23 protein-coding genes and 1 pseudogene are annotated in these 24,371 nt (G+C 75.0%); 13 read left to right on the top strand and 11 right to left on the bottom strand.

Features of this window, described 5'->3' with window-relative positions:
- Positions 1-36 precede the first annotated feature (36 nt).
- Positions 37-921, bottom strand: coding sequence for a hypothetical protein (locus tag PGN05_RS06510; protein WP_419751717.1), 885 nt, complete (start codon positions 919-921; stop codon positions 37-39).
- 227 nt (positions 922-1,148) lie between these two features.
- A complete protein-coding gene (locus PGN05_RS06505) occupies positions 1,149-1,451 on the bottom strand; it encodes a DUF4193 domain-containing protein (protein WP_089306675.1) in 303 nt (100 codons plus the stop codon).
- A gap of 317 nt (positions 1,452-1,768) precedes the next feature.
- Between PGN05_RS06505 and PGN05_RS06500 the strand changes: the two genes are divergently transcribed.
- Together PGN05_RS06500 and PGN05_RS06495 are read left to right on the top strand one after the other, a co-directional pair.
- On the top strand, positions 1,769-2,815 hold the full coding sequence (locus PGN05_RS06500; protein ID WP_419751716.1) for a phosphotransferase family protein: 1,047 nt from the start codon (positions 1,769-1,771) through the stop codon (positions 2,813-2,815).
- A 52-nt stretch (positions 2,816-2,867) separates the two neighbouring features.
- Positions 2,868-3,416, top strand: coding sequence for a LytR C-terminal domain-containing protein (locus PGN05_RS06495; RefSeq protein WP_419751715.1), 549 nt, complete (start codon positions 2,868-2,870; stop codon positions 3,414-3,416).
- Positions 3,417-3,501: 85 nt separating this feature from the next.
- On the opposite strand, the gene PGN05_RS06490 is transcribed toward PGN05_RS06495, so the two are convergent.
- Positions 3,502-4,308, bottom strand: coding sequence for an inositol monophosphatase family protein (locus tag PGN05_RS06490; RefSeq protein ID WP_419751714.1), 807 nt, complete (start codon positions 4,306-4,308; stop codon positions 3,502-3,504).
- A gap of 58 nt (positions 4,309-4,366) precedes the next feature.
- Between PGN05_RS06490 and ppgK the strand changes: the two genes are divergently transcribed.
- From ppgK to PGN05_RS06465, 5 genes are all read left to right on the top strand, one after another.
- Positions 4,367-5,110, top strand: a complete 744-nt coding sequence (gene ppgK / locus PGN05_RS06485; protein ID WP_419751713.1) for a polyphosphate--glucose phosphotransferase — start codon at positions 4,367-4,369, stop codon at positions 5,108-5,110.
- A gap of 533 nt (positions 5,111-5,643) precedes the next feature.
- A complete protein-coding gene (locus tag PGN05_RS06480; RefSeq protein ID WP_419751712.1) occupies positions 5,644-6,783 on the top strand; it encodes an RNA polymerase sigma factor in 1,140 nt (379 codons plus the stop codon).
- 495 nt (positions 6,784-7,278) lie between these two features.
- Positions 7,279-7,503 carry a DUF7455 domain-containing protein gene (locus PGN05_RS06475; RefSeq protein WP_419751711.1) on the top strand — a complete coding sequence of 75 codons (225 nt, stop codon included), beginning with the start codon at positions 7,279-7,281 and terminating at the stop codon, positions 7,501-7,503.
- A 143-nt stretch (positions 7,504-7,646) separates the two neighbouring features.
- The gene (locus tag PGN05_RS06470) at positions 7,647-9,926 is read left to right on the top strand and encodes a VanW family protein (RefSeq protein WP_419751710.1); all 2,280 of its coding nucleotides are present in this window, start codon (positions 7,647-7,649) and stop codon (positions 9,924-9,926) included.
- 93 nt (positions 9,927-10,019) lie between these two features.
- Positions 10,020-11,087, top strand: a complete 1,068-nt coding sequence (locus PGN05_RS06465) for a YihY/virulence factor BrkB family protein (protein ID WP_419751709.1) — start codon at positions 10,020-10,022, stop codon at positions 11,085-11,087.
- Positions 11,088-11,129: 42 nt separating this feature from the next.
- Here the strand turns inward: PGN05_RS06465 and PGN05_RS06460 are convergent, their stop codons facing one another.
- Positions 11,130-11,360 carry a DUF3039 domain-containing protein gene (locus tag PGN05_RS06460; RefSeq protein ID WP_419751708.1) on the bottom strand — a complete coding sequence of 77 codons (231 nt, stop codon included), beginning with the start codon at positions 11,358-11,360 and terminating at the stop codon, positions 11,130-11,132.
- Positions 11,361-11,438: 78 nt separating this feature from the next.
- Here PGN05_RS06460 and PGN05_RS06455 point away from each other — a divergent pair, with 78 nt between their 5' ends.
- Positions 11,439-12,377: a pseudouridine-5'-phosphate glycosidase gene (locus PGN05_RS06455; RefSeq protein WP_419751707.1), complete on the top strand. Its 939-nt coding sequence runs from the start codon at positions 11,439-11,441 to the stop codon at positions 12,375-12,377.
- 3 nt (positions 12,378-12,380) lie between these two features.
- A complete protein-coding gene (locus PGN05_RS06450) occupies positions 12,381-13,256 on the top strand; it encodes a carbohydrate kinase family protein (protein ID WP_419751706.1) in 876 nt (291 codons plus the stop codon).
- Here the strand turns inward: PGN05_RS06450 and PGN05_RS06445 are convergent.
- The gene (locus PGN05_RS06445; RefSeq protein WP_419751705.1) at positions 13,253-13,594 is read right to left on the bottom strand and encodes a DUF3099 domain-containing protein; all 342 of its coding nucleotides are present in this window, start codon (positions 13,592-13,594) and stop codon (positions 13,253-13,255) included. The two genes, PGN05_RS06450 and PGN05_RS06445, sit on opposite strands and share 4 nt — an antisense overlap.
- Positions 13,595-13,755: 161 nt before the next feature.
- Entirely contained in the window at positions 13,756-14,340 is a 585-nt protein-coding gene (locus PGN05_RS06440; RefSeq protein ID WP_419751704.1) for an HhH-GPD-type base excision DNA repair protein, read from the bottom strand.
- A 144-nt stretch (positions 14,341-14,484) separates the two neighbouring features.
- Between PGN05_RS06440 and PGN05_RS06435 the strand changes: the two are divergent.
- Positions 14,485-14,772 (top strand): annotated as a pseudogene (locus PGN05_RS06435) (SRPBCC family protein); the annotation flags it as partial.
- Between the two features lie 16 nt (positions 14,773-14,788).
- Here PGN05_RS06435 and PGN05_RS06430 read toward each other — a convergent pair.
- The 4 genes from PGN05_RS06430 to PGN05_RS06415 are packed head-to-tail and all read right to left on the bottom strand — an operon-like array spanning position 14,789 to position 18,745.
- A complete protein-coding gene (locus PGN05_RS06430) occupies positions 14,789-15,634 on the bottom strand; it encodes an ABC transporter ATP-binding protein (RefSeq protein WP_419751703.1) in 846 nt (281 codons plus the stop codon).
- Entirely contained in the window at positions 15,631-16,683 is a 1,053-nt protein-coding gene (locus PGN05_RS06425; RefSeq protein WP_419751702.1) for a FecCD family ABC transporter permease, read from the bottom strand. Before PGN05_RS06425 ends, PGN05_RS06430 begins: the two co-directional genes overlap by 4 nt.
- Positions 16,680-17,723 carry a FecCD family ABC transporter permease gene (locus PGN05_RS06420; protein ID WP_419751701.1) on the bottom strand — a complete coding sequence of 348 codons (1,044 nt, stop codon included), beginning with the start codon at positions 17,721-17,723 and terminating at the stop codon, positions 16,680-16,682. Before PGN05_RS06420 ends, PGN05_RS06425 begins: the two co-directional genes overlap by 4 nt.
- Positions 17,720-18,745, bottom strand: coding sequence for an iron-siderophore ABC transporter substrate-binding protein (locus tag PGN05_RS06415; RefSeq protein WP_419751700.1), 1,026 nt, complete (start codon positions 18,743-18,745; stop codon positions 17,720-17,722). Before PGN05_RS06415 ends, PGN05_RS06420 begins: the two co-directional genes overlap by 4 nt.
- A gap of 230 nt (positions 18,746-18,975) precedes the next feature.
- Between PGN05_RS06415 and dtd the strand changes: the two genes are divergently transcribed.
- From dtd to PGN05_RS06400, 3 genes are all read left to right on the top strand, one after another.
- Complete coding sequence (gene dtd / locus PGN05_RS06410; RefSeq protein ID WP_419751699.1) at positions 18,976-19,407, top strand: D-aminoacyl-tRNA deacylase; 432 nt, start codon at positions 18,976-18,978, stop codon at positions 19,405-19,407.
- Between the two features lie 256 nt (positions 19,408-19,663).
- Positions 19,664-20,647 carry an RNA polymerase sigma factor SigB gene (gene sigB / locus PGN05_RS06405; protein WP_419751698.1) on the top strand — a complete coding sequence of 328 codons (984 nt, stop codon included), beginning with the start codon at positions 19,664-19,666 and terminating at the stop codon, positions 20,645-20,647.
- 173 nt (positions 20,648-20,820) lie between these two features.
- A complete protein-coding gene (locus PGN05_RS06400; RefSeq protein ID WP_419751697.1) occupies positions 20,821-21,639 on the top strand; it encodes a methyltransferase domain-containing protein in 819 nt (272 codons plus the stop codon).
- Between the two features lie 18 nt (positions 21,640-21,657).
- Here the strand turns inward: PGN05_RS06400 and PGN05_RS06395 are convergent, their stop codons facing one another.
- The gene (locus PGN05_RS06395) at positions 21,658-24,321 is read right to left on the bottom strand and encodes a GNAT family N-acetyltransferase (protein WP_419751696.1); all 2,664 of its coding nucleotides are present in this window, start codon (positions 24,319-24,321) and stop codon (positions 21,658-21,660) included.
- Positions 24,322-24,371 lie beyond the last annotated feature (50 nt).

Below are 24,371 nucleotides of genomic sequence, written 5' to 3'. Positions count from 1 at the left end.
GGGAGGGGCCATGGCGACGGGGCCGGGGGGTTCGCGTCAGGACCGCGACTTGCGGAGGTCGGCCAGCACCCGGCGGGCGAGGGTCTCGGTGGCCTTGAGGTTGCCGCGGCCACCCAGCGCCGCCCCCACGAGGAACGGCGCGGCGGCGGGGACCGAGCGCGCCAGGCGGCGGGTCATCCGGCGGCGCAGCGTCTGCAGCCCGGCGGCGCCCAGCAGCCCCCCGAGGCCCGGGGCGGCGGCCGCGGGGTCGACCGCCCGCTGGGCCGACCAGCTGGACAGGTAGGCGAGGGCCCGCTCGCGGGCGTCCCCGCGCGCCGGCCGGCCGTGGAGCTCGTGCAACTCGCCGAGGAGCACCACCTCGACGCCGGCGGTCAGGACCGTCTCGGCGCCCAGCTCCAGCGGGAGCGCCAGCAGCGAGGCCGGGGCGAACCACTGGGCGGCCGACAGGCCGCCGGTCGCCGCGCCGATCCCGGCCGTGAGGCGACCGGCCCGGGCGACGAGGGCATCGGCGATCTCCTCGTCGGTGGCGCCCGGGTGGGCCGCGCGGAGCCGATCGGCGTCCCGGATGGGCAGCCGCGGCGCGGCGGCGGCGAGCAGGTCGCCGAGCACCGCGGCCGGCGCCCGGTCCGCCCCGGCGTCCGCGGCCGAGGAGCCCGGGTCGGGCGCGCTGCCGCGCCCGACCCGGCTGGCGGCGACCGAGGCGACGGCGGAGACGACGTCCCTCAGGGTCGAGGCGGCCGCCCGGCGGCCCTCCTCGGAGGTGACCCCGGCGACCAGCCCGGAGACGGCGTCGGCCACCACCCGGCCGGCGCGGCCGAGCGGGGACTCGACGGCCGTGCCGTTCTGCGGCGGAGCGGCCGGCACCGGCCGCGGCGGCGGGACGTCGCGCACCGATGCGGTGCGCTCGCGGTCCTCGGTCACTGGGTTCCCTCCTGTCGAGCGCCCTCCCCTGCCCTCAGTGTGCGAGAGCCGGGGAGGACGGCGCCCCAGCCCCGAGCCTGCGAGGGGTGGGGAGGACGGGCGGCCCCCCTGCAGGGTCACGCCGCGAGCCTGCGAGTGGCGGGGGGCAGGGGGTCCCACCTCGGCTCCTGGCCCCGTCCCGGGCCCCGCCCCGAGCCTGCGAGGGGTGGGGAGGACGGGGTCCTTTCTCAGGCCGCGCAGTCGCGGCAGTACAGCTGGTCGCCCTTGGTGGCGGCCAGCCGGCTGCGGTGCTGGACCAGGAAGCAGCGGGAGCAGGTGAACTCGTCCTCCTGCTTGGGGAGGACGCGGACGGTGAGCTCCTCGTTGGACAGGTCCGCACCGGGGAGCTCGAGGTTCTCGTTGAAGTCCGTCTCGTCGACGTCGACCGACGAGGACTGCGCCTCGGCCCGCCGCGCCTTGAGCTCCTCGAGCGAGTCCTCGCCGAGCTCGTCGGCCTCGTTGCGGCGCGGGGCGTCGTAGTCGGTGGCCATGGGGTGTGCCCCTCCTCCGGGGTTCTCGCGGGCGGCGGCGCCCGCTTCGTCTGACGTCGGCGCCGGAGCGCCGTCGTCCTGGCCGGTCGCAGAGGCGACCGGTGGTCTGCAGGCCGGCGCCCGTTGCTCGAGCTCCGGCCGGTCTGGTGGCCCGCGCCTCAGGCCTCCCCGGGACGGCGGGGCCGGTGGCGCTGGACGACCAGCGGACCCCCCAACGTCGCGCGGTCCCGGTTTGTGCCCGACTCGGCGACGAGTCGGGCACGGTGGGTCCGGATCGATCGGACGGGCCGCGGAGCGCCAGAGGTTACCCTGCGCCGATGCCGAGTCCCGTGGGTGCCGACCCAGCCGTCGTCGGGCCCTACCTCGCCACCGTCCTGGGCGACGAGAGCTGGCGTTCGGTGCACCTCGAGCTCCTCGCCGCGGGCATGTCCAACCTCACGTACGTCGTCACGCCGGAGGGCGGGGCGCCCGGCGACGCGGTGATCCTGCGCCGGCCGCCGACCGGCGCGGTGCTGGCCACCGCGCACGACATGGCCCGCGAGCACCGGGTCATCAGCGCCCTGGGGCCGACGCCGGTGCCCGTCCCCCGGACGCTGCACCTGTGCACCGACCCGGCGGTCCTGGGCGCGCCCTTCTACGTGATGGAGCGCGTGGTCGGCCTGCACGTCGTCGACCGCCTCCCGGACGGCTACGCCGACGACCCGGCCCAGCGCCGCGCGATCGGGATCGGCCTGGTCGACGTCCTGGCCGACCTGCACGCCGTCGACCACGAGGCCGTGGGGCTGGCGGACTTCGGCCGGCCGGAGGGCTTCATGGCCCGGCAGGTCCGCCGCTGGACGACGCAGTGGGACGCCACCCGCGACCGCGACCGCCCCGGGCTGGACGCCCTGGCCGCCCGGCTGGCCGAGACGGTGCCGGCCACCCAGCGGAACGCCGTCGTCCACGGCGACTACCGCCTCGACAACTGCCTGCTGGACCCCGATCGCCCCGGCGGGGTCCGGGCGGTGCTCGACTGGGAGATGTCCACGATCGGTGACCCGCTCGCCGACCTCGGGATGCTGTCCGTGTACTGGCCCCAGGCCGGGGAGGAGAGCGTCGCCGGCCAGAGCACGGTCACGGCGCTGCCCGGCTTCCCGACCCGGGCCGAGGTCGCTGAGCGGTACGCCGTCCGGAGCGGGCTCGACCTGACCCACCTGTCCTGGTACGTCGGGTTCGCCTACTTCAAGTTCGCCGCGATCGTGGCCGGCATCGTCGCCCGCTCGGCGGCCGGCGCCATGGCGGGCAAGGACACCTCGGGCTACGCCGAGCGCATCGACCCGTGCGTCGAGCTGGGACGCGCCGCGCTCGACGACGGTGCGATCTAGCGCGTCCCGGCGGCTCTAGACTCCCGCCGACCGTCAGCTCCGAGGGGGAACCGTGACCGCGCCGACCGCCGACCGACCTGCGGTGCGTCCGCGCAGTGGCCGACGGCCCATCCCGCCGCTGATCTTCCTGCTGGTCCTCGCCCTGGCCGCGCTCGCCGTGTGGTGGAACGTGCTCCAGGACGAGCAGGACCGGGACGCGGCCCAGGCGGCGGCGTGCACCTCCGCCTCCGCGGCTCCCCCGTCGCTGGACCCGACCACGGTCTCGCTGCGGGTGCTCAACGCCAGCGACACCGCGGGGCTGGCGCAGACGGTCGCCGCCGAGCTGCAGGCCCGCGGGTTCGTCGTCGACGAGATCGCCAACGACCCCACCGGCCGCGAGGTCACCGGTCCTGGCGAGCTCCGGCACGGCCCGCGGGGCAACGACGCCGCCGCCTACGTCGGCCTCCACCTGCGCGGCGCCGGGGACCACCTCGACACCCGGGCCACCGCCCAGGTCGACGTCGTCCTCGGGCCGGAGTTCGTGTTCCCCGACAGCCTCGCCACCGGCGAGCAGGTCGACGCCGCGCTGAGCACCGCCGAGAGCGCCGCCGCGGCCTGCTGAGAGAGGACCCCGTCCAGGGCCCCACCCGGCCCCGTCCCGGGCCCCGCCCTGAGCGTGCGACGGGTGGGGAGGACGGGGTCATCTCTCAGTGGAGGCGGTCCAGCAGCGTGACGAACGGCTCGGCGACCGACGGGGCCACCGCGATGCCCAGCGGCTCGGCGAAGGCCCGGCCGGGCAGCCCGGTGACCACCGCTCCGGCCTCGGCGGCGACGAGCGCCCCGGCGGCGAAGTCCCACCGGTTGAGGTGCAGCTCGTAGTAGGCGTCGATCCGGCCCGCGGCCACCGTGCACAGGTCCAGGGCGGCCGACCCGTGCCGCCGGATGTCGCGGACGTGCGGCAGCAGCTCGGCGACGACCGCGCCCTGCGCCCGGCGCTGCTCGGCCCGGTACCCGAAGCCGGTGGCGACCAGGGTCTGCTCGAGGGAGGCCGGCCGCCCGACGGCGAGGGGCACCGGCTCGCCGTCCCCGACCGTCAGCGTGGCACCGCCCCCGGCCGTCGCCGCGTACCGCTCACCGGTGGCCACGTTGAGCACGACCCCGGCCCGGACCACCCCGTCGACCTCGGCGGCGATGGACACCGCGAAGGCCGGCAGGCCGTAGACGAAGTTCGTCGTGCCGTCGATGGGGTCCACCACCCAGCGCACCCCGCTGCTGCCGGGCCGCTCGCCGCCCTCCTCCCCCAGCAGCCCGTCGTCCGGCCGGGCCGCCAGCAGGCGCGCGACCACCAGCTCCTCGCAGGCCCGGTCGACGGCGGTGACCATGTCCACGGGGCTGGACTTCACGTCCACCTCCGCGGTCGCGGTCGCGCGGCCGCGGGCCACCAGGCCGGCGGCCTCGCGGGCGGTCGTCACGGCGAGGTCGAGGAGGGTGGCCGGGTCCACGTCGGTGGTCACGCGCCGATCCTGCCCGAGCCCCGGTGCCGCGAGCGGCGCCGGTCACTACCCTGACCGCGTGCTGGGCTTCGGGGTGGACATCGGTGGCAGCGGCATCAAGGGGTGCCTGGTCGACCTCGAGAAGGGCGAGCTGCAGGGCGAGCGCCTGCGCATCGAGACGCCGCAGCCGGCACTCCCCCAGGCCGTGTACGACGTCGTCGCCCGCATCGTCGGGCACTTCGAGTGGCAGGGCCGCGTCGGCGTCACCTTCCCCGGCGTCCTGAAGCAGGGCGTCGCGCACACCGCCGCCAACGTCGACAAGACCTGGCTCGGGACCGACGTCGCCGCCGGCCTGGACGCCGTCCTGCCCGGCGGCGTCCAGACGCTCAACGACGCCGACGCCGCGGGCGTGGCCGAGATGCGCTACGGCGCCGGCCGCGACAAGAGGGGCGTCGTGCTGATGCTGACCTTCGGCACCGGCATCGGCAGCGCGCTGTTCACCGACGGCGTCCTCGTGCCCAACACCGAGTTCGGGCACATCCAGGTCGACGGCGAGGACGGCGAGCGGCGGGCGTCGGCGGCCGCCCGGGAGCGCGAGGACCTCAGCTACCCCGAGTGGGCCCGGCGCGTCGACCGCTACCTCGACGTCCTCGAGGCCGGCGTCTGGCCCGACCTGATCATCGTCGGCGGCGGGGTGAGCAAGAAGGCACACAAGTGGGTCCCGCTGCTGTCCACCCGCACACCGGTCGTCCCCGCCGAGCTCCTGAACGACGCCGGCATCGTGGGCGCCGCCCTCGCGGCGGAGGAACACATCGGCCAGTGACCCAGCGTGACCGGCGGTGGCCGTCGGCACCCACACCGCGGACACGGAGGGTGACTGCGGGCCCGGCGCCCGACAAAGACCCTCTTGCGGGCGAGGGCTGCCCGTGCTGAACGGTGGAACCAGCTCCGCGCGTCGTTACAATGGATGAGCCCCGCCCCGTCGCTCCCCAGCCGTGAGGCATCCCCCGTCTGCACACCGGTGAAACTCCGGTGCCCGGTGGGGACCTCAGCTCCGGACGTCGGCCGGGGCCGCTGCCCGGGGACCAGATGGCCCCCAGGGGAACGCACCCAGCACGGGAAGGAACCTGAGTGCCCGCCGATCAGCCAGCACCGGACGCAGCCGCACGGAGCACCCGCTCCACGACGGTCGCCGCCGGTCCCCGGGCCACCCGGACCAGCGCACCGGTATCCGCGGGGGAGGCCGGAGCCGCTCCGGCCAAGGCCCCCCGCAAGAAGGCCCCGGCGAGGTCCGCCCCCGCCAAGGGCGCCCGCACGCCCACCACCACCCCGTCGCCGGGTGGTGGTGAGGGAGCCGTGCTGACCGCCGTCGCGACCGAGAACCCCGCGGTCGCGGTCATCGACCCGGCCGGCGGGGAGGGCCTCAAGATCGACGAGACCGTCGTCGCCGGTCCCGACGGCGTCGCCGACGAGCCCACCCCCGAGGAGGCCGAGGCCGCCGGCGGCGACTTCGAGTGGGACGACGAGGAGGAGTCCGAGGCGCTCCGGCAGGCCCGCAAGGACGCCGAGCTCACCGCGTCGGCCGACTCGGTCCGCGCCTACCTCAAGCAGATCGGCAAGGTCGCGCTGCTCAACGCCGAGGAGGAGGTCGACCTCGCCAAGCGCATCGAGGCCGGCCTCTACGGCGCCGAGCGGCTGCGCCAGGCCGAGGAGGAGAACCAGAAGCTCTCCCCCCAGATGCGCCGCGACCTCAACTGGATCGTGCGCGACGGCGAGCGGGCCAAGAACCACCTGCTGGAGGCCAACCTCCGCCTCGTGGTGTCGCTGGCCAAGCGCTACACCGGCCGCGGCATGGCGTTCCTGGACCTCATCCAGGAGGGCAACCTCGGCCTGATCCGCGCGGTGGAGAAGTTCGACTACACCAAGGGCTACAAGTTCTCCACGTACGCCACCTGGTGGATCCGGCAGGCGATCACCCGCGCGATGGCCGACCAGGCCCGCACCATCCGCATCCCGGTGCACATGGTCGAGGTCATCAACAAGCTCGGCCGCATCCAGCGCGAGCTGCTCCAGGACCTCGGGCGCGAGCCCACCCCGGAGGAGCTGGCCAAGGAGATGGACATCACCCCGGACAAGGTGCTGGAGATCCAGCAGTACGCCCGGGAGCCCATCAGCCTCGACCAGACCATCGGCGACGAGGGCGACAGCCAGCTCGGTGACTTCATCGAGGACTCCGAGGCGGTCGTCGCGGTCGACGCGGTGAGCTTCACGCTCATGCAGGACCAGCTGACCAGCGTCCTGCAGACCCTGTCCGAGCGGGAGGCCGGCGTCGTCCGGCTGCGCTTCGGGCTGACCGATGGCCAGCCGCGCACGCTGGACGAGATCGGCCAGGTCTACGGGGTGACCCGGGAGCGGATCCGGCAGATCGAGTCCAAGACGATGTCGAAGCTGCGTCACCCCAGCCGGTCGCAGGTGCTGCGCGACTACCTGGACTGACGAAGGACCCCCTCGCCCCTCGACCCTCGCTCGGCTCGGGTCGGGCCCCTGCGAGGGGGCCGTTCCAGCGCGTCACGTGAACGGACCCGGCCTCACGGCCGGGGCCGTCTGCGTCCCCGGGCGGTGTCGGGCGTGTGTCGTTCGTCACGGCTGGATGTCGGGGAGGTCACGATCTCACCCCGACGAGGCCCTCGGGCCGTGTACGCGGCCATCGCCCGGGTAAGCGGCGTAGCGTGGGGGACGTCGAGACAGCAGCGGACCCACCGGCCGGACCATGACCGGCGCACCGAAACGACCCACCACCGAGCACCACGAGACACGCCTGCACCACCCAGTGACGTCCCTGCTGACCCGTCCCATCCGTGTCGTACGTCCCAGCCCGCCACACCGGCGAGTCCAGCGTCCGATCGGCCGGTCCGGGAACACAGGAGGGCATCCTGGCGCTGTGCAGGAGGCCGATCCGCAGCCGCGGGTCCGTGCGGTAGAGAGCGAGTGATGACCCAGATGACCCAGACGCTGACGACGACCCCGCCCGCCGACGAGCTGGTCGTTCCCTTCCACTGTGACCGTTGCGGCGCGCTGGCCAAGGTGCGGGTTGTGCTCGCCAGCGGCAGCGACCTCGTCTTCTGCGGGCACCACGCCCGTGAGTACGAGGGCAAGCTGCGTGACATCGCCGTCGACATCATCGACACCGACGGCGAGCAGCGCCTCACCACCTGATCGAGCGGCTATCGTCGCGCACAGCGATGAAGCCCTCACCCGACGCCGCCGCCGGCGTCCCTGATCCGCTCGATGCGGACGGGACGCCGGCGGCTCCGTCGTTCCCGGGGATCCCCGGTCGACGGCCACCCGGAGATCCCGCGATGCCACAGCAGCACACCCAGCAGGACCAGACCGCCCGGATCGACGCGGAGCCGTTCTCCGACGACACGCGGCCGGTCCCCCGTGACCGCGGCCCGGTCGGCCCCGACGTGCCCGGCCGGCCCACCCCGCTCGCCGGCCCTCCGACGACCCCCGAGGTGCCGGCGGCCCCCACGGCCTCGGCAGCCGACGCACCGGCCGCCGAGGCCGACGCACCGGTGGCTGCGGCCGCCGCACCGGCCGATGCACCGGTCGCTGAGCCCGCGCGGCCGCCGGCCGAGCAGGACGAGACGCAGGACATCCGCTTCGCCGAGGGCGAGGCCCCGGGCCAGCTCCCGACGGCGATCGGCTCCGCGCCCAGCGCCCCCGCCGACACCCCGGTCGAGACCACCGTCGCCTCCACCGGCGTCCTGCCGGCCGTCCAGTCCGACGCGCCCGCCGGTGACCCCGACCCGGGCGGCGCACCCGACGTCCCGGCGGACGGCGGGTCGGGCGGGGGCGACGCGGGGAGCCCCGGCTCCGACGTCCCGGGTCCGCGCCGCCCCTGGTGGCGCCGCCCGGCCGTGGTCGCCCCCGTGGCCGCCGTGGGCGTGCTGGCCGCCGCCTACGGGGTGGACCTCCTGGTGGCCGGCGGCGACGTGCCGCGCAACACCGTGGTGGCCGGCGTGGACATCGGCGGCCTCTCCCCCGCCGCGGCCGCGGAGCGGCTGGAGCAGCAGCTGGCGCCGCGGGTCACCGCGGACCACGTGGTCGTCGCCGACGACGTCCAGGCCAGCCTCTCCCCCGCCACCGCCGGCATCACGCTCGACGTCGACGGCACGGTGGACGCGGCCGACGACCAGCCCCTCAACCCGTGGACGCGGCTCACCTCGTTCTTCGGCGAGCGGGACATCGCGCCGGTGATGACCGGCGAGGACACCGCGCTGACCGCCCAGATCGATGCCATCGCCGAGCAGGTCGACCGCGCCCCGGTGGACGCCACCATCGCGATCGAGGGCACCACCGCCCGCGTCGTCGAGCCCGAGGACGGCCGGGCGCTGGACCGCGAGGGCGCCGCGGCCGCGGTCACCGACTTCCTCGCCGCCGGCGGGGACCCGAGCACCCCGATCGAGCTGCCGGTCGACGTCACGGCGGTCTCGGTCGACGCCGACGCGGCGCAGCGGGTGCTCGACGCGACGGTGACCCCCGCGCTGGCCGCCCCGGTCACCGTGAGCAGCGACGACAGCGCGACCTCGGTGGAGATCCCGGAGACCGCGATCGCCGCCTCGCTGACCTTCACGCCCCAGGAGAGCGGCGAGCTCGCCGTCGCCGTCGACCCCGCCCGCCTGCAGGAGGCGATGGGCGACGACTTCGCCGCGTTCGGCACCCCCGCCGAGGACGCCCGCTTCGAGCTGAGCGGCGGCGCGGTGACCGTCGTCCCCTCCGTGGACGGCACCGGGGTCGACCCCGCCGCGCTGTCCGGCCAGCTGCTCGAGGTGTTCCCGCAGCCGGCGCCCCGGACCGTGACCGCGCGGCTGGGCCCGGTCGAGGCCGAGTTCAGCACCGCCGACGCCGAGGCGCTGGGCATCCGCGAGGAGATCAGCACCTTCACGACCAACTTCACCAGCGCGGCCAGCGGCACCAACATCCGCGTCGCCGCCGCCGAGATCGACGGCGCGATCGTCCGGCCCGGGGACACCTTCAGCCTCAACGGGTACACCGGCCCGCGGGGCACGGCGCAGGGCTACGTGGAGGCCGGCGTCATCCAGAACGGCGCCTTCGCGACCGCCGTCGGCGGCGGTGTGAGCCAGGTGGCCACGACGCTGTTCAACGCCGTCTTCTTCGCCGGCCTCGAGGACGTCTACCACAAGCCGCACAGCTTCTACATCAGCCGCTACCCGGCCGGCCGCGAGGCGACGGTCTACTACGACTCGATCGACCTCAAGTTCCGCAACGACAGCGACACCGGCGTCTACATCGACACCCAGTGGACGCCGAGCTCCCTGACGGTCACCTTCTACGGGACCAAGCGCTACGAGATCGAGTCGCTCAGCAGCAACCGGTTCAACCAGCGGCAGCCCGTGGTCCAGGAGAAGCCGGACGACGGCAGCTGCAGCCCGCAGGGCGGCTCCACCGGCTTCGACATCACCGTGACCCGCGTGTTCCACGACGCCGCCAGCGGCGCGGAACTCAAGCGGGAGGACTTCCAGACCCGCTACGCCGCCGAGCCGGTCATCCGGTGCATCCCGGTCGCGCCCGCCCCGGACGCCGCGCAGCCCCCGGCCCCCGCGCCGGGCGGCTGACCCGCCGCCCGGGCTCGCCCGTTCGGGCGACCGGAGCGGCGCGCGGAACGCCGGCCGGCCGTCGGCCTCCGCACTGACGTGCACACTGGGGCGGTGAGCACCGTCCTGCCCGGGGGGTCACCGGCCCGCGCCGGCAGCGGCCCGGACGGTGCCGAGGGCGAGCATCCCACCCCCGATCCCGCGCCGGAGCCGGCCGCCCCCGCCTCGCCGGGGCGGCTGGCCCGCTGGCCCGCGCCGGCGCGGGTGCCCCTGCAGGTCCTGGGCCGCACGCTGGCCAAGGCCTGGCAGGACCGCATCCTCGGGCTGTCGGCCGAGGCCGCCTTCTGGCAGATCCTGTCCGTGCCGCCGCTGCTGATCGGGCTCCTGGGCTCGCTGGGCTACCTCGGGAGCTTCATCGGCACCGCCTCGGTGGCCGAGATCGAGGAGCAGCTGCTCACCGCGTCGGCCGAGGCGCTGACGCCGGACGTCGTCGACTCGCTCGTGCGGCCCACCCTGGCCGACATCCTCGGCTCGGGGCGGCTGGACCTGGTCAGCGTCGGCTTCCTGCTCTCGCTGTGGGCCGGCTCCTCGGCGACGGCGACGTTCATGAACACCATCGTCATCGCCTACGACCAGCGCGACGTCCGGGGGCCGATCGCCACCCGGCTCATGGCGCTGTGGCTCTTCGTCGTCGGCATGGTGCTGGCGGTGCTGACCCTGCCGCTGCTGGTGCTCGGCCGGGGCGTGCTGGTCGCGCTGCTGCCGGCGGACTGGCAGGACACCGGGACGGTGCTGGTCAACGCCGTCTACTGGCCGTTGGTGCTGGTCGGCCTCGTGCTGGCCCTGACGAGCTTCTACCACGTGGTGCTGCCCCGGCGGCTGCCGTGGCGCCGGCACGTGCCGGGCACGCTGCTGGCGGTGGCGTTCTTCCTCGTGGCCGTCCTGCTGCTGCGGGCCTACGTGTCCGACATCCTCACCGCGACGCTGCCCTACGGGGCGCTGGCCACCCCCATCGCGGCCCTGCTGTTCTGCTTCTTCTTCGGGATGGCCGTCCTGCTCGGCGCCGAGCTCAACGCGACCATCCAGACCCGCTGGCCGGCGCCGCTGCGCCGGCACCTCAAGCGGCGGCAGGAGCGGCGGGCGCAGAAGCTGGACCGCGCCCGCCGCCTCGACCTGCTCTGAGGCACCCCCGGCCCAGGCGTCCCGCCCCGGCTCCTCGCCCGCTCACTCCTTGCGGAGCTGCTCGTAGGCCTCCTTGCAGGCCGGGCAGACCGGGCTGCCGGGCTTGGGGCTCTTCGTCACCGGGAAGACCTCGCCGCACAGCGCCTCCACCATCGTGCCCATGACGGCGCTCTCGGCGATCTTGTTCTTCTTGACGTAGTGGAAGACCTCGTTGGCGTTGCCGGTGTCGCCCTCGCGGACGTCGGGCTTCTCGAGGATGTCGGTGCTGCTCACGCGCTGCTCCCTGGGGCTCGCGGGACCGGGGCCGGGAGGCGCCCGCCAGGCGACTCCCCCGCCCTCCATCATGGCAGGGTGCACGCCCTGGACCCCGACCTCCCCGACCGGCTCTCCCCCGAGGTCGCCGACGCGCTGGCCGCTGGCGACCCGGTGGTGGCGCTGGAGAGCACGCTGCTGGCCCACGGGCTGCCCCGGCCGGACAACCGCGCCGCGGCCGACGAGGTGGAGGCCGCCGTCCGTGCGGGCGGCGCGGTGCCGGCGACCATCGCCGTCCTGGACGGGGTGCCGCACGTCGGGCTGACGGCAGCACAGGTCGACCGGGTGTGCGCCGACCCCGGCCTCGCCAAGCTCGGCGTGCGCGACCTGCCGGTCGCCGCCGCCCTCGGGGTCAGCGGCGCGACGACGGTCGCCAGCACCGCGCTGCTGGCCGCGCGGGCCGGCATCGGCGTCTTCGCCACCGGCGGCCTGGGCGGGGTGCACCGGCAGGCGGCCGACACCTTCGACGAGTCCGCCGACCTCACCGCCCTCGCCCGCACCTCGCTGGTCGTCGTCTGCGCCGGCGTCAAGTCGATCCTCGACGTCCCGGCCACCCTGGAGCGGCTGGAGTCGCTGTCGGTCACCGTCGTCGGCTACCGCACCCGCGCCTTCCCCGGCTTCTACGTCGCCGACTCCGGGGCGCGGCTGGACTGGTCGGTGGACGACGCCGCGCAGGCGGCCGCCGTCTTCGCCGCCCGCCGCGCCCTGGCGCCGGGCGCGGTCGTCGTCGCCAACCCGCTGCCGGCCGGCGAGCAGCTGGACCCGACGCTGCACGACCGGGTGATCGCCGACGCGCTGGCCGCGGCGGAGGCGGCCGGGGTGCGCGGCAAGGCGGTCACGCCGTTCGTCCTCGACCACCTGCACCGGGCCAGCCGGGGGGCCACCCTGGCGGTCAACGTGCGGCTGGTGCTGCGCAACGCCGAGCTGGCCGGGCGGATCGCCGCCGCGCTGTCCGCGCTCCCCGCCCGGGCCCGCTGACCCGTGGTTCGCCCCGCCCTCGTCGTCGGCGACCTGGCCACGGACGTCGTCGTGGTGCTCTCCGGGGAGCCGGCGCCCGACTCCGACCGGCCGGCGCGGATCCGCAGCCGCGGCGGTGGCGCCGGGGCCAACGTCGCCGCCCACCTGGCCCGGCTGGGCACCCCCGTGGTGTTCGCCGGGTGCGCGGGGGACGACGCCGCCGGGACCGGGCTGGTCGCCGAGCTGGTGGCCGACGGCGTGTCGCCGGCCGTGCGGACCGTGGCGGGCGCGCCCACCGGGACCATCGTCAGCCTGGTCGAGCCCGGCGGCGGCCGCAGCATGCTCGCCGACCGCGGGGCGAACCTCGCCCTCCGGCCCGAGGACGTGCCGCCGCCGTCCCCGGGCGGGCACCTGCACCTGTCGGGCTACACGCTGCTGGACCCGCGGCCCCGCGCCGCCGGGCTGGCGGCGCTGGCCGCGGCCGTCGCCGCCGGCGCCACGGTCTCGATCGACCCGGCCTCCAGCGGGCCCCTGGCGCGCTACGGCGTCGACCGGTGGCTGGCCGACACCGCCGCGGCCACCCTGGTGCTGCCCAACGCGGCCGAGGCCCGGCTGCTCACCGGCTGCGCCGACCCCGCCGCGGCGGCCCGCGCGCTCGCCGGCCGGCACGCGCTCGCGGTGGTGACGCTCGGGAGGGACGGCGCCCTGTGGGCCTCGGGGCGGGAGCTGGTGCACCGGCCGGCCCACCGGGCGACCGTCGTCGACACCACCGGCGCCGGGGACGCGTTCGCCGCCGGGCTGCTGTCGGTGTGGCTCGCCGATCCGACCGACCCGGTGCGCGCGCTGGAGGCAGGCCTGGCCGCGGCCGCCGCCGTGGTGGGGCGGGCCGGCGCCCGCTAGTGCTCGATGACCCGGCCCGGGCGGGCGGGGTTCTCCAGGATCCGGTCGGGGCGGCCCGGCGCGTAGCGGTTCGGGTCCAGCTTCTTCTTGGGCGGCCGGTCGTTGGCCATCATGACCGCGATCCAGGGCAGCACCACACCGAGCACTGCGAAGACCAGCGCCAACCACAGCGTCTGGTAGAAGACCGCGGCCAGCACGAGGGCCACCGCACGGACGGCCATCGTGATCACGTACCGCCGCTTCCGCATCGCGTGCTGCTCGTCGAGGCCGAGCTGGGCCTCGGTGATGAGCACCGGTTCGGGCCGACGGGAACGCGCGGGCTGCTGGCTCGAGGCCACGGGCTTCCTCCCCTCCGCCGGCTCCACGGGAGCCCGGCGGATCCCTCCACGAGCTGCTCCGCCCGACGTCCCGACGGCGTCCGGGTCCCGGCGCAGCCCGGGTGCGACGCCCATGGTGCCACCGGTTCCGGGACCGTGCCGAGACCCCGTGCGCGCCGTTCTCAGGAGCCCGCGGCAGCCTTCGCGGCCTGCTTCTTCTCCTGCTTGGCGCGACGCACATCGGCCAGCGACTCGGGCCCGGTGATGTCGGCGACCGACCGCCGCGAGCCGTCCTCGCCGTACTCGCCGGCCGCCTCCCGCCATCCCGGAGGGGTCACTCCGTACTGCTTGCCCAGCAGCGCGACGAGGATCTTCGTCTTCTGGGCGCCGAACCCGGGCAGCTCCCCGATCCGCTTCACCAGGTCCCGGCCGTCAGGAGCGTCGGCCCACAGCGCCTCCGCCCGGCCGTCGTAGCGCTCGACCAGCAGCCGGCAGACGGCCTGGGCGCGGCCGGCCATCGACCCGGGATAGCGGTGGATGGCCGGAGGCCCCTGGAACCAGGCGGTCATCCGCTCCGGGTCGGCCTCGGCGATGGCGGCCGCCGACAGGGTGTCGACCCCCATGCGGTCGGCCAGCAGGCGGGGCCCCGCGAACGCCCGCTCCATGGGGAACTGCTGGTCGAACAGCATCCCGAGCAGCAGCGCGAGCGGGTCGCGGCCGAGCAGCTCGTCGGCCGCGGGGTCCTGGGTGAGGGTCAGGTTCGGCACGGTCGCCGATCCTGCCGCATCTTGTGGGGAGCGATCCCGACCCCAGTCGCGGCACCGGACGGGTCGCTGCACTCCTGATGGGTGCCCACGGACGGCGCTGCGGTGATCCGCCGGTGCGGAGCTCCGCCGTAGGAGCTGGTCGCCATGAGCATGCAGCTGCGCACGTCCATCGACATCGCTGCTCCACCCGGGCGGGTGTGGCAGGTCCTGACCGACCTGGCCGGCTATCGCGAGTCGAACCCCTTCATCACCTCCGCGGCGGGCTCCGTCGCCGTGGGGCAGCGGCTCACCCTGCGCCTGCAGCCGGTCGGCGCTCGAGGGGTGACGCTGCGCCCGACCGTCCAGGAGGTGACTCCAGGCTGGCGACTGCGGTGGCTGGGACCTGGCGTAGCCGGGGTCTTCGACGGCGAGCACGTCTTCACCCTCGACAGCCGGCCCGGCGGCGGGGCTAGCCGGCCAGCTCCCCGGATCCGCCCGGGAGCGCGACGGCCGGGGCCGCGGTGTGGTGGCGCCCCATCGGCAGCATCAGCGGCTTGCCCGAGGTCGGGTCGACGACGACCCGGCTGTCGAGACCGAAGACGGCGCGCACGCAGTCCTCGGTGAGCACGTCGGCGGGGTCGCCGGCGGCGTGCACCCGTCCGCCGGAGAGCGCGACCAGGTGGTCGGCGTAGCGGGCGGCGAGGTTGAGGTCGTGCAGGACCATGACGATGGTCGTGCCGCGCGCCCGGTTGAGGTCGGTGAGCAGATCGAGCACCTCGATCTGGTGGGCGACGTCGAGGAACGTCGTCGGCTCGTCCAGCAGGAGCAGGTCGGTCTGCTGGGCCAGTGCCATCGCGATCCACACCCGCTGGCGCTGGCCTCCGGAGAGCTCGTCGACGGCGCGGTCGGCCAGCGTCGTCGTCGCCGTCGCCTCGAGGGCAGCCGCCACGGCGGCGTCGTCGTCCCGGCTCCACCGGGAGAACACGCCCTGGTGGGGATGGCGGCCACGGCCGACGAGATCGGCGACCGTGATGCCCTCCGGCGCGATGGGCGACTGCGGCAGCAGGCCCAGGGTCCGGGCCAGCTCCTTGGCGGGCATCCGGTGCACCGCCTTGCCGTCGAGCAGGACCCGGCCGGCGCGCGGGGACAGCAGCCGGGACATCGACCGCAGCAGGGTCGACTTGCCGCAGGCGTTCGCCCCCACGATCGCGGTGATCCGGCCGGCCGGGACGGCGAGGTCGAGGTCCTCGATGACGGTGCGCTCGCCGTACGCGAGCGTCAGCTCCTCGGCCGCGAGCGAGTGGGTGGCGGTCACAGCGAGCCTCCGGCCCGGTTGGTGCGGACGATCAGGTAGATGAGGTACGGCGCGCCGAGCACGCCGGTGACGACGCCGACCGGGAAGCGGGTCCCGAGGGCGAACTGGCCGACCAGGTCCGCGACGAGCACCAGCAGCGCCCCGACCAGGGCCGCCGGGACCAGCAGCGAGCCGTTCGGCCCCACGATCCGGGCCGCGATCGGCCCGGCGAGGAACGACACGAAGGCGATCGGACCGCAGGCGGCGGTGGCGAACGCGATCAGCCCGACGGCCGCGACGATGGCGACCAGACGGGTGCGCTCGACGCGCACCCCCAGGGCCGAGGCGGTGTCGTCACCGAGCTGCAGCGCGGCGAGCCCTCGGGTCTGCGTCAGCAGCACCGGGCCGAGCACCACCAGGGCGATCAGGGCCGGCACCGTCGCCTCCCAGGTGCTGCCGTTGAGGCTGCCGGTCAGCCAGCGCAGCGTCTCGGCGAAGTCCCACGTCCCGGCCTGGTCCAGGACGTAGGCGATGAAGCTCCTGGCCATGGCGGCGATCCCGATGCCGATGAGGATGAGCCGGGTCCCGGCGACCCCGTCCTTGAACGCCAGCACGTACACGAGCAGCGCCACGACGAGCGCGGCGACGATCGCGGTGACGGAGACGGCGGTCCCGCTCCAGCCGAGGAACACGATCGCGAAGGCGGCCGCAGCGCTCGCCCCGGCGCTGATGCCGATGACGTCCGGGCTGGCCAGCGGGTTGCGCAGCATCGTCTGGAACGTCACGCCGGCCAGACCGAAGCTCAGCCCCGCCACGACCGCGAGGACCGCCCGGGGCAGTCGCAGCCGGCCGACCGTGAAGGTGGCGCCGGGCACGTCCTGCCCCAGGACGACCCGGAGCACGTCGCCGGGCGGGTAGAACGTCTGCCCGACCATCAGCGTGACGGCGAAGGCGCCGACGACCAGAGCGGCGAGCACCACCACGACCAGGCGCCAGCGAGAGGCACGGCGGACCCGGCCGCGGGCGACGGCGTCGACGACCGCCGGCGGGGAGATCAGGCCCGCGGTCACAGCTCACGCACCTTCTGCCGGCGGACGATGGCGATGAAGACCGGGGCGCCGACCAGCGCGGTGATGATGCCGACGTCGATCTCGGCCGGGCGGGCCACGATGCGGCCGAGCACGTCGGTGGCGGTCAGGAGGCAGGCGCCGGTCAGCGCCGAGAACGGCAGCAGCCAGCGGTGGTCGACACCGACGAGCAGCCGGCACAGGTGCGGGACGATGAGCCCGACGAAGCCGATCGGGCCGGAGACCGCCGTGGCGGCGCCGCACAGCAGGACCGAGCCGAGCGCCGCGACCCCGCGCGCCACGGCGACGCGCTCCCCGAGGCCGGCCGCGAGCTCGTCGCCGAGGGCCAGGGAGTTGAGGCTGCGGGCGGAGAGCAGGCTGACGGCGAAGCCCACGGCCAGGAAGGGCAGCACCGTGCCGATGCTGGAGAAGGTCGCGCCGCCGACGCCGCCAATCTCCCAGGACTGGACGCTCTCGGCGATGTCGCCGCGCGGCAGGGTGATGGCGGTGGTGAAGGAGACGAGCGCGGCGGAGGTGGCCGCGCCGGCCAGGGCGAGCTTGAGCGGGGTCGGCCCGCCGCGACCGAGCGACCCGACGGCGTAGACGAACACCGCCGCGAGCGCGGCCCCGGCGATCGCCGTCATGATGATGCTGGTCGACGAGAACAGCCCGAACCAGGCCAGCCCGGCGACCACGGCGAGCGAGGCGCCCATGTTGATGCCGAGGACGCCCGGGTCGGCCAGCGGGTTGCGGGTGACGCCCTGCATGACCGCACCGGAGAGGCCGAGCGACGCGCCGACGACGACCGCGAGCAGGGTGCGCGGGATGCGCTTGGTGACGGCGGCCTGGCCGATGTTGTCCGAGGACCCACCGACGGCGGCCACGATGTCGGACCAGTCGACGTCGCGGGAGCCGATCGTGACGGAGGCGGCCATCAGGAGGGCGAGGACACCGACGACGACCAGCAGCCAGAGGAACCGGACCGACCCCGGACGCCGCACGACGGCGGCGTCCGGGGCCGGAGCGGGGCGGAGCGTCGTCACGGGGCCTTGTCGGCTGCCTCGGCGAGCATCGTGACGTAGTCCTCGAGCACCCAGGAGATGGCCAGGGGGGTCGGGTTCGCCGCGGTGCCCAGGGGGGTGTCGGGCAGCAGGACGATCGCCCCGCTCTTGACGGCGGGGATCTGCGAGAGCAGCGGGTCGGCGTTCAGGGCGTCGACCAGGGCCTGGTCGCCGTAGGTGACGATGATGTCGACGTCGTTGAACGCGTCGACCTGCTCGGCGCTGACCGTCCCGGAGAACTGCTCACTGTCGGTGGACGCCGCGGTGACGCTCGAGGGCGTCGCCAGCCCGAGGTCCTCGAAGAAGGCGCTGCGCGTGTCGAACGGCGTGTAGAAGCTGACCTCGCTCAGGTCGGTCGTGTCCACGTGCGTCATGAACATGGTCGCCTTGCCCTCGAGCTGCGGGTGCTGGCCGACGGTGTCGGCGATCTCCTGCTCGATGTCCGCGACCAGCTGCTCGCCCTCCTCGGCCATGCCCATGCCCGCGGCGTTGACCTCGATGACCTCACGCCACGGCGTCGCCCACGGCGCCTCCGGGAAGGCCACGACCGGGGCGATCTCGCTCAGCGTGTCGTAGTCCTCCTGGGTCAGCCCCGAGTACGCGGCGAGGATGACGTCGGGATCGGTGTCGGCGACCGCCTCGAAGTCGATCCCGTCGGTCTCGTCGAAGAGCACCGGCGGCTCGGCGTCCAGCTCCTCGAGCCGCTCGCTGACCCACGGCAGCAGGCCGTCGCCGTCGTCGTCGCCGAAGTTGGCCGCGGCCATGCCGACGGGGACGATCCCGAGGGCCAGCGGCACCTCGTGGTTCGCCCAGTTCACCGTGGCCACCCGCTCGGGCTTCGACTCCAACGTCGTCGTGCCGAAGGCGTGCTCGATGGTGACCGGGGTGAAGTCCGCCGATCCGCTCGCCCCGGCCTCGGCCGACGGGGACGACGAGCAGGCGGCGAGCCCGCCCGCCAGCAGGGCCGCCGTGGAGAGTGCGGCGAGTCTCGGTGCGCGACGCATGGTGTCCTTCCAGTGGTGGTGCGTCGCTGCGGTGGGCAGCGCCGCGGTGGTCCGGCTCCGAGCGAGGCGCCGGCGATCGGCGCGACAACCGGTGTCGAGGCGAACTGAGGTTTGGCTAACAGAACTTAGGGTGTCCTCAGTCGCGTTGACAATCACGGGGTGGTCACGAGGTCCCGGCGGTCCGCGGGTGCCCCGGTCCGGGTGGCGAGGGCAGCGCCGAGGATGGGCCGGTGCGCGCGGTGGTGAGCAGGGTCGGCCAGGCTGCGGTCACGGTGGACGGCGCTGTCGTCGGCGAGATCGGCCGCGGGCTGCTCGCCCTGGTCGGGGTGGGCCGGGACGACGACGTCGACCGCGCCCGCGCGCTGGCCCGCAAGGTGCACGAGCTGCGGGTCTTCCCGACCGAGGACGGCGCCCGCTCGGTCGGCGACCTGGGCCTGCCCGTGCTGGTGGTCAGCCAGTTCACGCTCTACGCCGACACCCGCAAGGGCCGCCGCCCCTCGTGGCAGGACGCCGCCCCCGGCGAGGTGGCCGAGCCGCTGGTCGAGCAGGTGGTCGCCGAGCTGCGGCGTCGCGGCAGCGAGGTGGCGACCGGGGTGTTCGGCGCCCGCATGCTGGTCTCGTCGGTCAACGAGGGACCGATGACCTTGCTCCTGGAGGTCTGATCCGCGCCTGGGCGGGTATCACCCGGTGACGCAACACACGCTCTGTGCATTTGCTGTGAACCAGGCATCCGTGGAACACCGGGCGGGGTCGGGGCCGTTGTGCAGGGCGTACGACAACGGACAACCAGAGCGAGGGCTGCGGCCGCCGGCGGAGCCGGCTGGCTGACCGAGGCCCCCACCCATGACGCTCGGGTGCACCGCGCCACGACGACGCGAGCCGATGCATCCGCACCGAAGGCAAGGACGAAGACAGATCGTGACGCTGCTGCAGTCTTCCCCCACCGACACCCTCCAGGTCCGCTCGCCGCGCCGCGAGCCCGACACGAGCGGTCTGGTCTCGACCGACCTCGTGCGGGTGTACCTGAACACCATCGGCAAGACCGCCCTGCTGACCGCCGAGCAGGAGGTCGAGCTCGCCAAGCGCATCGAGGCCGGCCTGTACGCCGAGCGGCTGCTCAACGAGCGGCAGCTCACCCCGGCGCTCCAGCGTGACTACAAGACGCTGGCCACCGACGGCAAGGCCGCCAAGCGGCACCTGCTGGAGGCCAACCTGCGCCTGGTGGTGTCGGTCGCCAAGCGCTACACCGGACACGGCATGACGTTCCTGGACCTCATCCAGGAGGGCAACGTCGGGCTGATCCGCGCGGTGGAGAAGTTCGACTACACCAAGGGCTTCAAGTTCTCGACGTACGCGACGTGGTGGATCCGCCAGGCCATCACCCGCGCGATGGCCGACTCCGGCCGCACCATCCGGCTGCCCGTGCACCTCGCCGAGCAGGTCAACAAGGTGGTGCGCACCCGGCGCCGGATCCACCAGGAGCTGGAGCGCGAGCCCACCCCCGAGGAGCTGGGCCTCGAGCTCGACATGACCCCCGAGCGGATCACCGAGCTGCTCGAGTACTCCCGCGACCTGGTCAGCCTGGACCAGACCGTGGGCGCCGACGAGGAGTCCCGCCTCGGTGACTTCATCGAGGACGCCGACGCCGCGGTCGCCGAGGACGCGGTCGCCTTCCAGATGATGAAGGGCGACGTGCGCACCGTCCTGTCCACGTTGGAGGACCGCGAGCGCGACGTCGTCGTGCTGCGCTTCGGCCTGGACGGCGGGCAGCCGCGCACGCTGGAGCAGATCGGCAAGCAGTTCGGTCTCTCCCGCGAGCGGGTGCGCCAGATCGAGCGCGAGACGATGGCCAAGCTGCGCGACCCCGAGCGCGCCGACGCCCTGCGCGACTACCTCGCCTGAGCAAGAGGACCCCGTCCTCCTCACCCCTCGCACGCTCGGGGCGAGCCTCTGGACGGGGCCACTGCCGAGAGCCGGCCACCACGCGGTGGCCGGCTCTCGGCGTCTCCGCGCACCGGCCGGGTGACGCGCCGCCCCGCGCGCGGGACCCTGGGACCGCACTGGGGAGGCGCGTCATGACGACACCGCGAGCCGCGACCGAGACCTTCCAGATCAGCGCCGAGGCCGCCGAGCTCTACGAGTCGCGCTTCGTGCCGGCGATCTTCGCCGAGTGGGCACCACTGCTCGCCGACACGGCCGGGGTCGGGCCCGGGCAGGACGTCCTCGACGCCGCCTGCGGGACGGGGATCGTCGCCCGCACCGTCGCCGACCGGCTCGGTGGCACCGGCCGGGTCGTCGGCGTCGACCTCAACGACGCCATGCTGGCCGTCGCCCGCCGGATCCGGCCGGAGCTGGACTGGCGGCACGGCGACGTCGCCGCCCTCCCCCTCCCCGACCGGTCCTTCGACGCCGTGCTGTGCCAGATGGCGCTGATGTTCTTCCCCGACCGGACGGCGGCGCTGCGCGAGATGGCGCGGGTGACCCGCCCCGGCGGCGTGGTCGCCGTCTGCGTGCCGGCCGCCCTGCCCGACCAGCCGGCCTACGGACCCTTCGTCGAGATGGCCGTCCGGCACGCCGGCCCGGCGGCCCGCGCGCTGCTGGGTGCCTACTGGGCCTGCGGCGACCTGGACGAGCTGCGCGCGACGCTGACCGACGCCGGGCTGATCGGGGTCACCACCCGCACGCACCTCGGCACGGCCGCCTTCGACTCCCCCGAGGCGCTGGCCGTCACCGAGGTCGAGGGCTCGCCACTGGCCCAGCGGATCCCGCCCGAGGTGTACGAGCGGATCCGGGCCGGGGCCCGCGAGGTCCTGGCCCCCTTCACCGCACCCGACGGCACGCTGCCCGCCCCCTTCCGCGCTCACCTGCTCGCCGCCCGCACGCCGGAGGCCTGAGAGCGGACCTCCCCGCCGTCACACGCCGGGGCTGCGCATCCGCCGGGGGCCGGGCTCGATGCGGGCGGTGGGCGGCCCGACCCGCACGACGGCCCCTGCCACCACCAGCGAGCGCCCGCCGTGCCACGGGGAGGCCGGGCCGACGATCACCGGCTCCAGCGAGAGCTGCAGGACCTCGGGCAGGTCGTCGGCCAGCCGGGCCACCCGCAGCAGGAGGTCCTCCAGCGCCGCGACGTCCACCGGCTCGGAGCCGCGGTACCCGTCGAGCAGCGGCCACGCCCGCGGCGCACGGACCAGCTCGGCGGCGTCCAGGTCGGTGAGCGGCAGCGTCCGGTAGGCGCGGTCGCCGAGCAGGTCGGTGGCCACCCCGCCGAGCCCGAAGCTGACCAGCGCCCCGAACGACGGGTCGTCGACGATCTCGACCACCGTCGCCACCCCGGGCGCGGCCATCTCCTGCACGATCACCGGGTCCCCGGAGGGGATCGCGGTGAACGCCGACCGCACCGCGTCGGCGTCGGCCAGGTCCAGCCGCACCCCGCCCAGGTCCGACCGGTGCCGCAGCCAGGGCGCGGTCGACTTGAGCACCACCGGGTAGCCGATGGCGTCGGCGGCGGCGACGGCCGCCTCGGCGTCCGACACGGTGCGCGTGGCCAGCAGCGGCACGCCGTAGGCGGCCAGCAGGGCGATCGCCTCGTCGTCGGTGAGCTGGCGCCCGCCGGGCGAGTCGGCGAGCGCGCCGCGCACCAGCTCGCGGGCGGCCGGCTCGTCGACGTCGGGCAGGTCGGGCAGCTCCCCCACCGGCCGGCGCCGCCACCGCGCGTACTCGGCGACCTTCGCCAGCGCGATCACCGCCCGCTCGGGGGTCGAGTAGGACGGCACCGACCCGCGGGCCGGCGTGCCGTCCTCGCCCGGCACGACGAGCTCGTCGGGGATGCCCTCGGAGGAGAGGAAGGTGGCCACCACCGGCTTCTGCGCGTGCTCGGCCACCTCGCGCAGCGCCTGCCCGAACTCGGCCGAGCCCCGCCGGACCGGAGGCAGGAAGACCGCGACGACGGCGTCCACCGCGTCGTCGTCCACCGCGTCCTGCAGCGCGGCGCGGAACTGCTCGGCCGATCCGCCGGCACCGATGTCGGTGGGCGCGTCGCGGGCCAGCCGCAGCCCCTCCTCCAGCACCGCGTCGCTGACCAGCACGCCCATCGCGGTGGAGTTGCCGACGACCGCGACCCGGTCGCCGGCCGGCAGCGGCTGGTGGGCCAGCAGCGTGGCGACGTCGAACAGCTGGGCGAGGGTCTGCACCCGGATGACCCCCGCCGAGGCGAACAGGGCCTCGACCGACTCCTCGGGCACCGCGACCGAGGTGCCGGCCAGTGCCTCGGTCATCCGCACGTGCCGGCCGCTCTTGACCGCCACCACCGGCTTGTCGCGGCCGACCCGGCGGGCGAGGCGGGCGAACTTGCGCGGGTTGCCGAAGCTCTCCAGGTGCAGCAGCACCACCTCGGTCCCGGGGTCGGTGGCCCAGAACTGCAGCAGGTCGTTGCCGCTGACGTCGGCGCGGTTGCCGGCCGACACGAAGCTGGACAGCCCGATGTTGCGGCGGCGCGCCTGCTCCAGCAGGGCCGAGCCCAGCGCGCCGGACTGCGCGAAGAACCCCACCCGGCCGCGCCCCGGCACGCGGGGCGCCAGGCTGGCGTTCAGCCGCACCGCGGGGTCGGTGTTGACCAGGCCCAGGCAGTTGGGCCCGACCACGCGCATCCCCGACGCCCGGGCCGCGGCCACCAGCTGCCGCTCGGCCACCCGCCCGTCCGGGCCGGCCTCGCCGAAGCCGCCGGAGATCACCACCAGCCCGCGGACCCGCTTGCGCCGGCACGCCTCGACCACCCCGGCCACCTCGTCGGCCGGCACGGCGAGGACGGCGAGGTCGACGTCGTCGGGGATGTCCTCGATGGTGGCGTGGGCCGGCACCCCCCGGACGTGCCGGGCGCCGGGGTTGACCGGGTAGATCGGGCCCTGGAAGCCGTAGTCGAGCAGGTGCTCGAGCACCGCGGCGCCGAGCTTGTGCTCGTCGTTGCTCGCGCCCACGACGGCGACCGAGGAGGGCGTGAGCAGCCGGGCGATGGAGCGCGACTCGCTGCGCTGCTCCCGCTCGTAGAGAACCGCCAGCGCCGTCTCGGTCGGGGCGATCGGGAAGGTGAGGTGGACGACGCCCTCCTCGTAGGTGCGCTCGGGGGTGTACCCGGCGTCGAGGAAGACCCGCACCATCCGGTTGTTCTGGGACAACACCTCGGCGACGAACCGCTCGATCCCCCGCTCCCGCGCGGCGGCGCCCAGGTGCTCCAGCAGCACCGAGCCCAGGCCGCGACCCTGGTGGGCGTCCTCGATGAGGAAGGCGACCTCCGCGTCACTGGTGCCCGGATAGCGGTCGTAGCGGCCGACGCCGATCAGCTGGTCGCCGAGCAGGAGCACGAACGCCACCCGCGCCTCGTGGTCGACGTGGGTGAACCGGTGCAGGTCCCGGTCGGACAGCCGCTTCATGGGACCGAAGAAGCGGTAGTACCGGGTCTGGTCCGAGCTGCGGTCCATGAGCCCGACCAGCCCCTCGGCGTCGTCGGGCCGGATCGGGCGCAGGTGCACCGTCCCGCCGTCGGCCGCGATGATGTCGGCCTCCCAGTGCGCCGGCGGCACGGGCGCCTCCGCCGGCTCGTCCAGCGGGCCGGGCGGGCCGGCGAGCGGTG

The organism is Geodermatophilus sp. CPCC 206100 (assembly GCF_048569675.1).
Taxonomy (GTDB): Bacteria; Actinomycetota; Actinomycetes; order Mycobacteriales; family Geodermatophilaceae; genus Geodermatophilus.
This window is presented reverse-complemented; position numbering and strand designations above follow the sequence as displayed.

Coding starts and splice junctions, on each gene's coding strand:
- PGN05_RS06400 (WP_419751697.1), top strand. CDS start 20,821: ATGACGACACCGCGAGCCGCGACCGAGACCTTCCAGATCAGCGCCGAG.
- PGN05_RS06500 (WP_419751716.1), top strand. CDS start 1,769: ATGCCGAGTCCCGTGGGTGCCGACCCAGCCGTCGTCGGGCCCTACCTC.
- PGN05_RS06475 (WP_419751711.1), top strand. CDS start 7,279: ATGACCCAGATGACCCAGACGCTGACGACGACCCCGCCCGCCGACGAG.
- PGN05_RS06470 (WP_419751710.1), top strand. CDS start 7,647: ATGCCACAGCAGCACACCCAGCAGGACCAGACCGCCCGGATCGACGCG.
- PGN05_RS06505 (WP_089306675.1), bottom strand. CDS start 1,451: ATGGCCACCGACTACGACGCCCCGCGCCGCAACGAGGCCGACGAGCTC.
- PGN05_RS06415 (WP_419751700.1), bottom strand. CDS start 18,745: ATGCGTCGCGCACCGAGACTCGCCGCACTCTCCACGGCGGCCCTGCTG.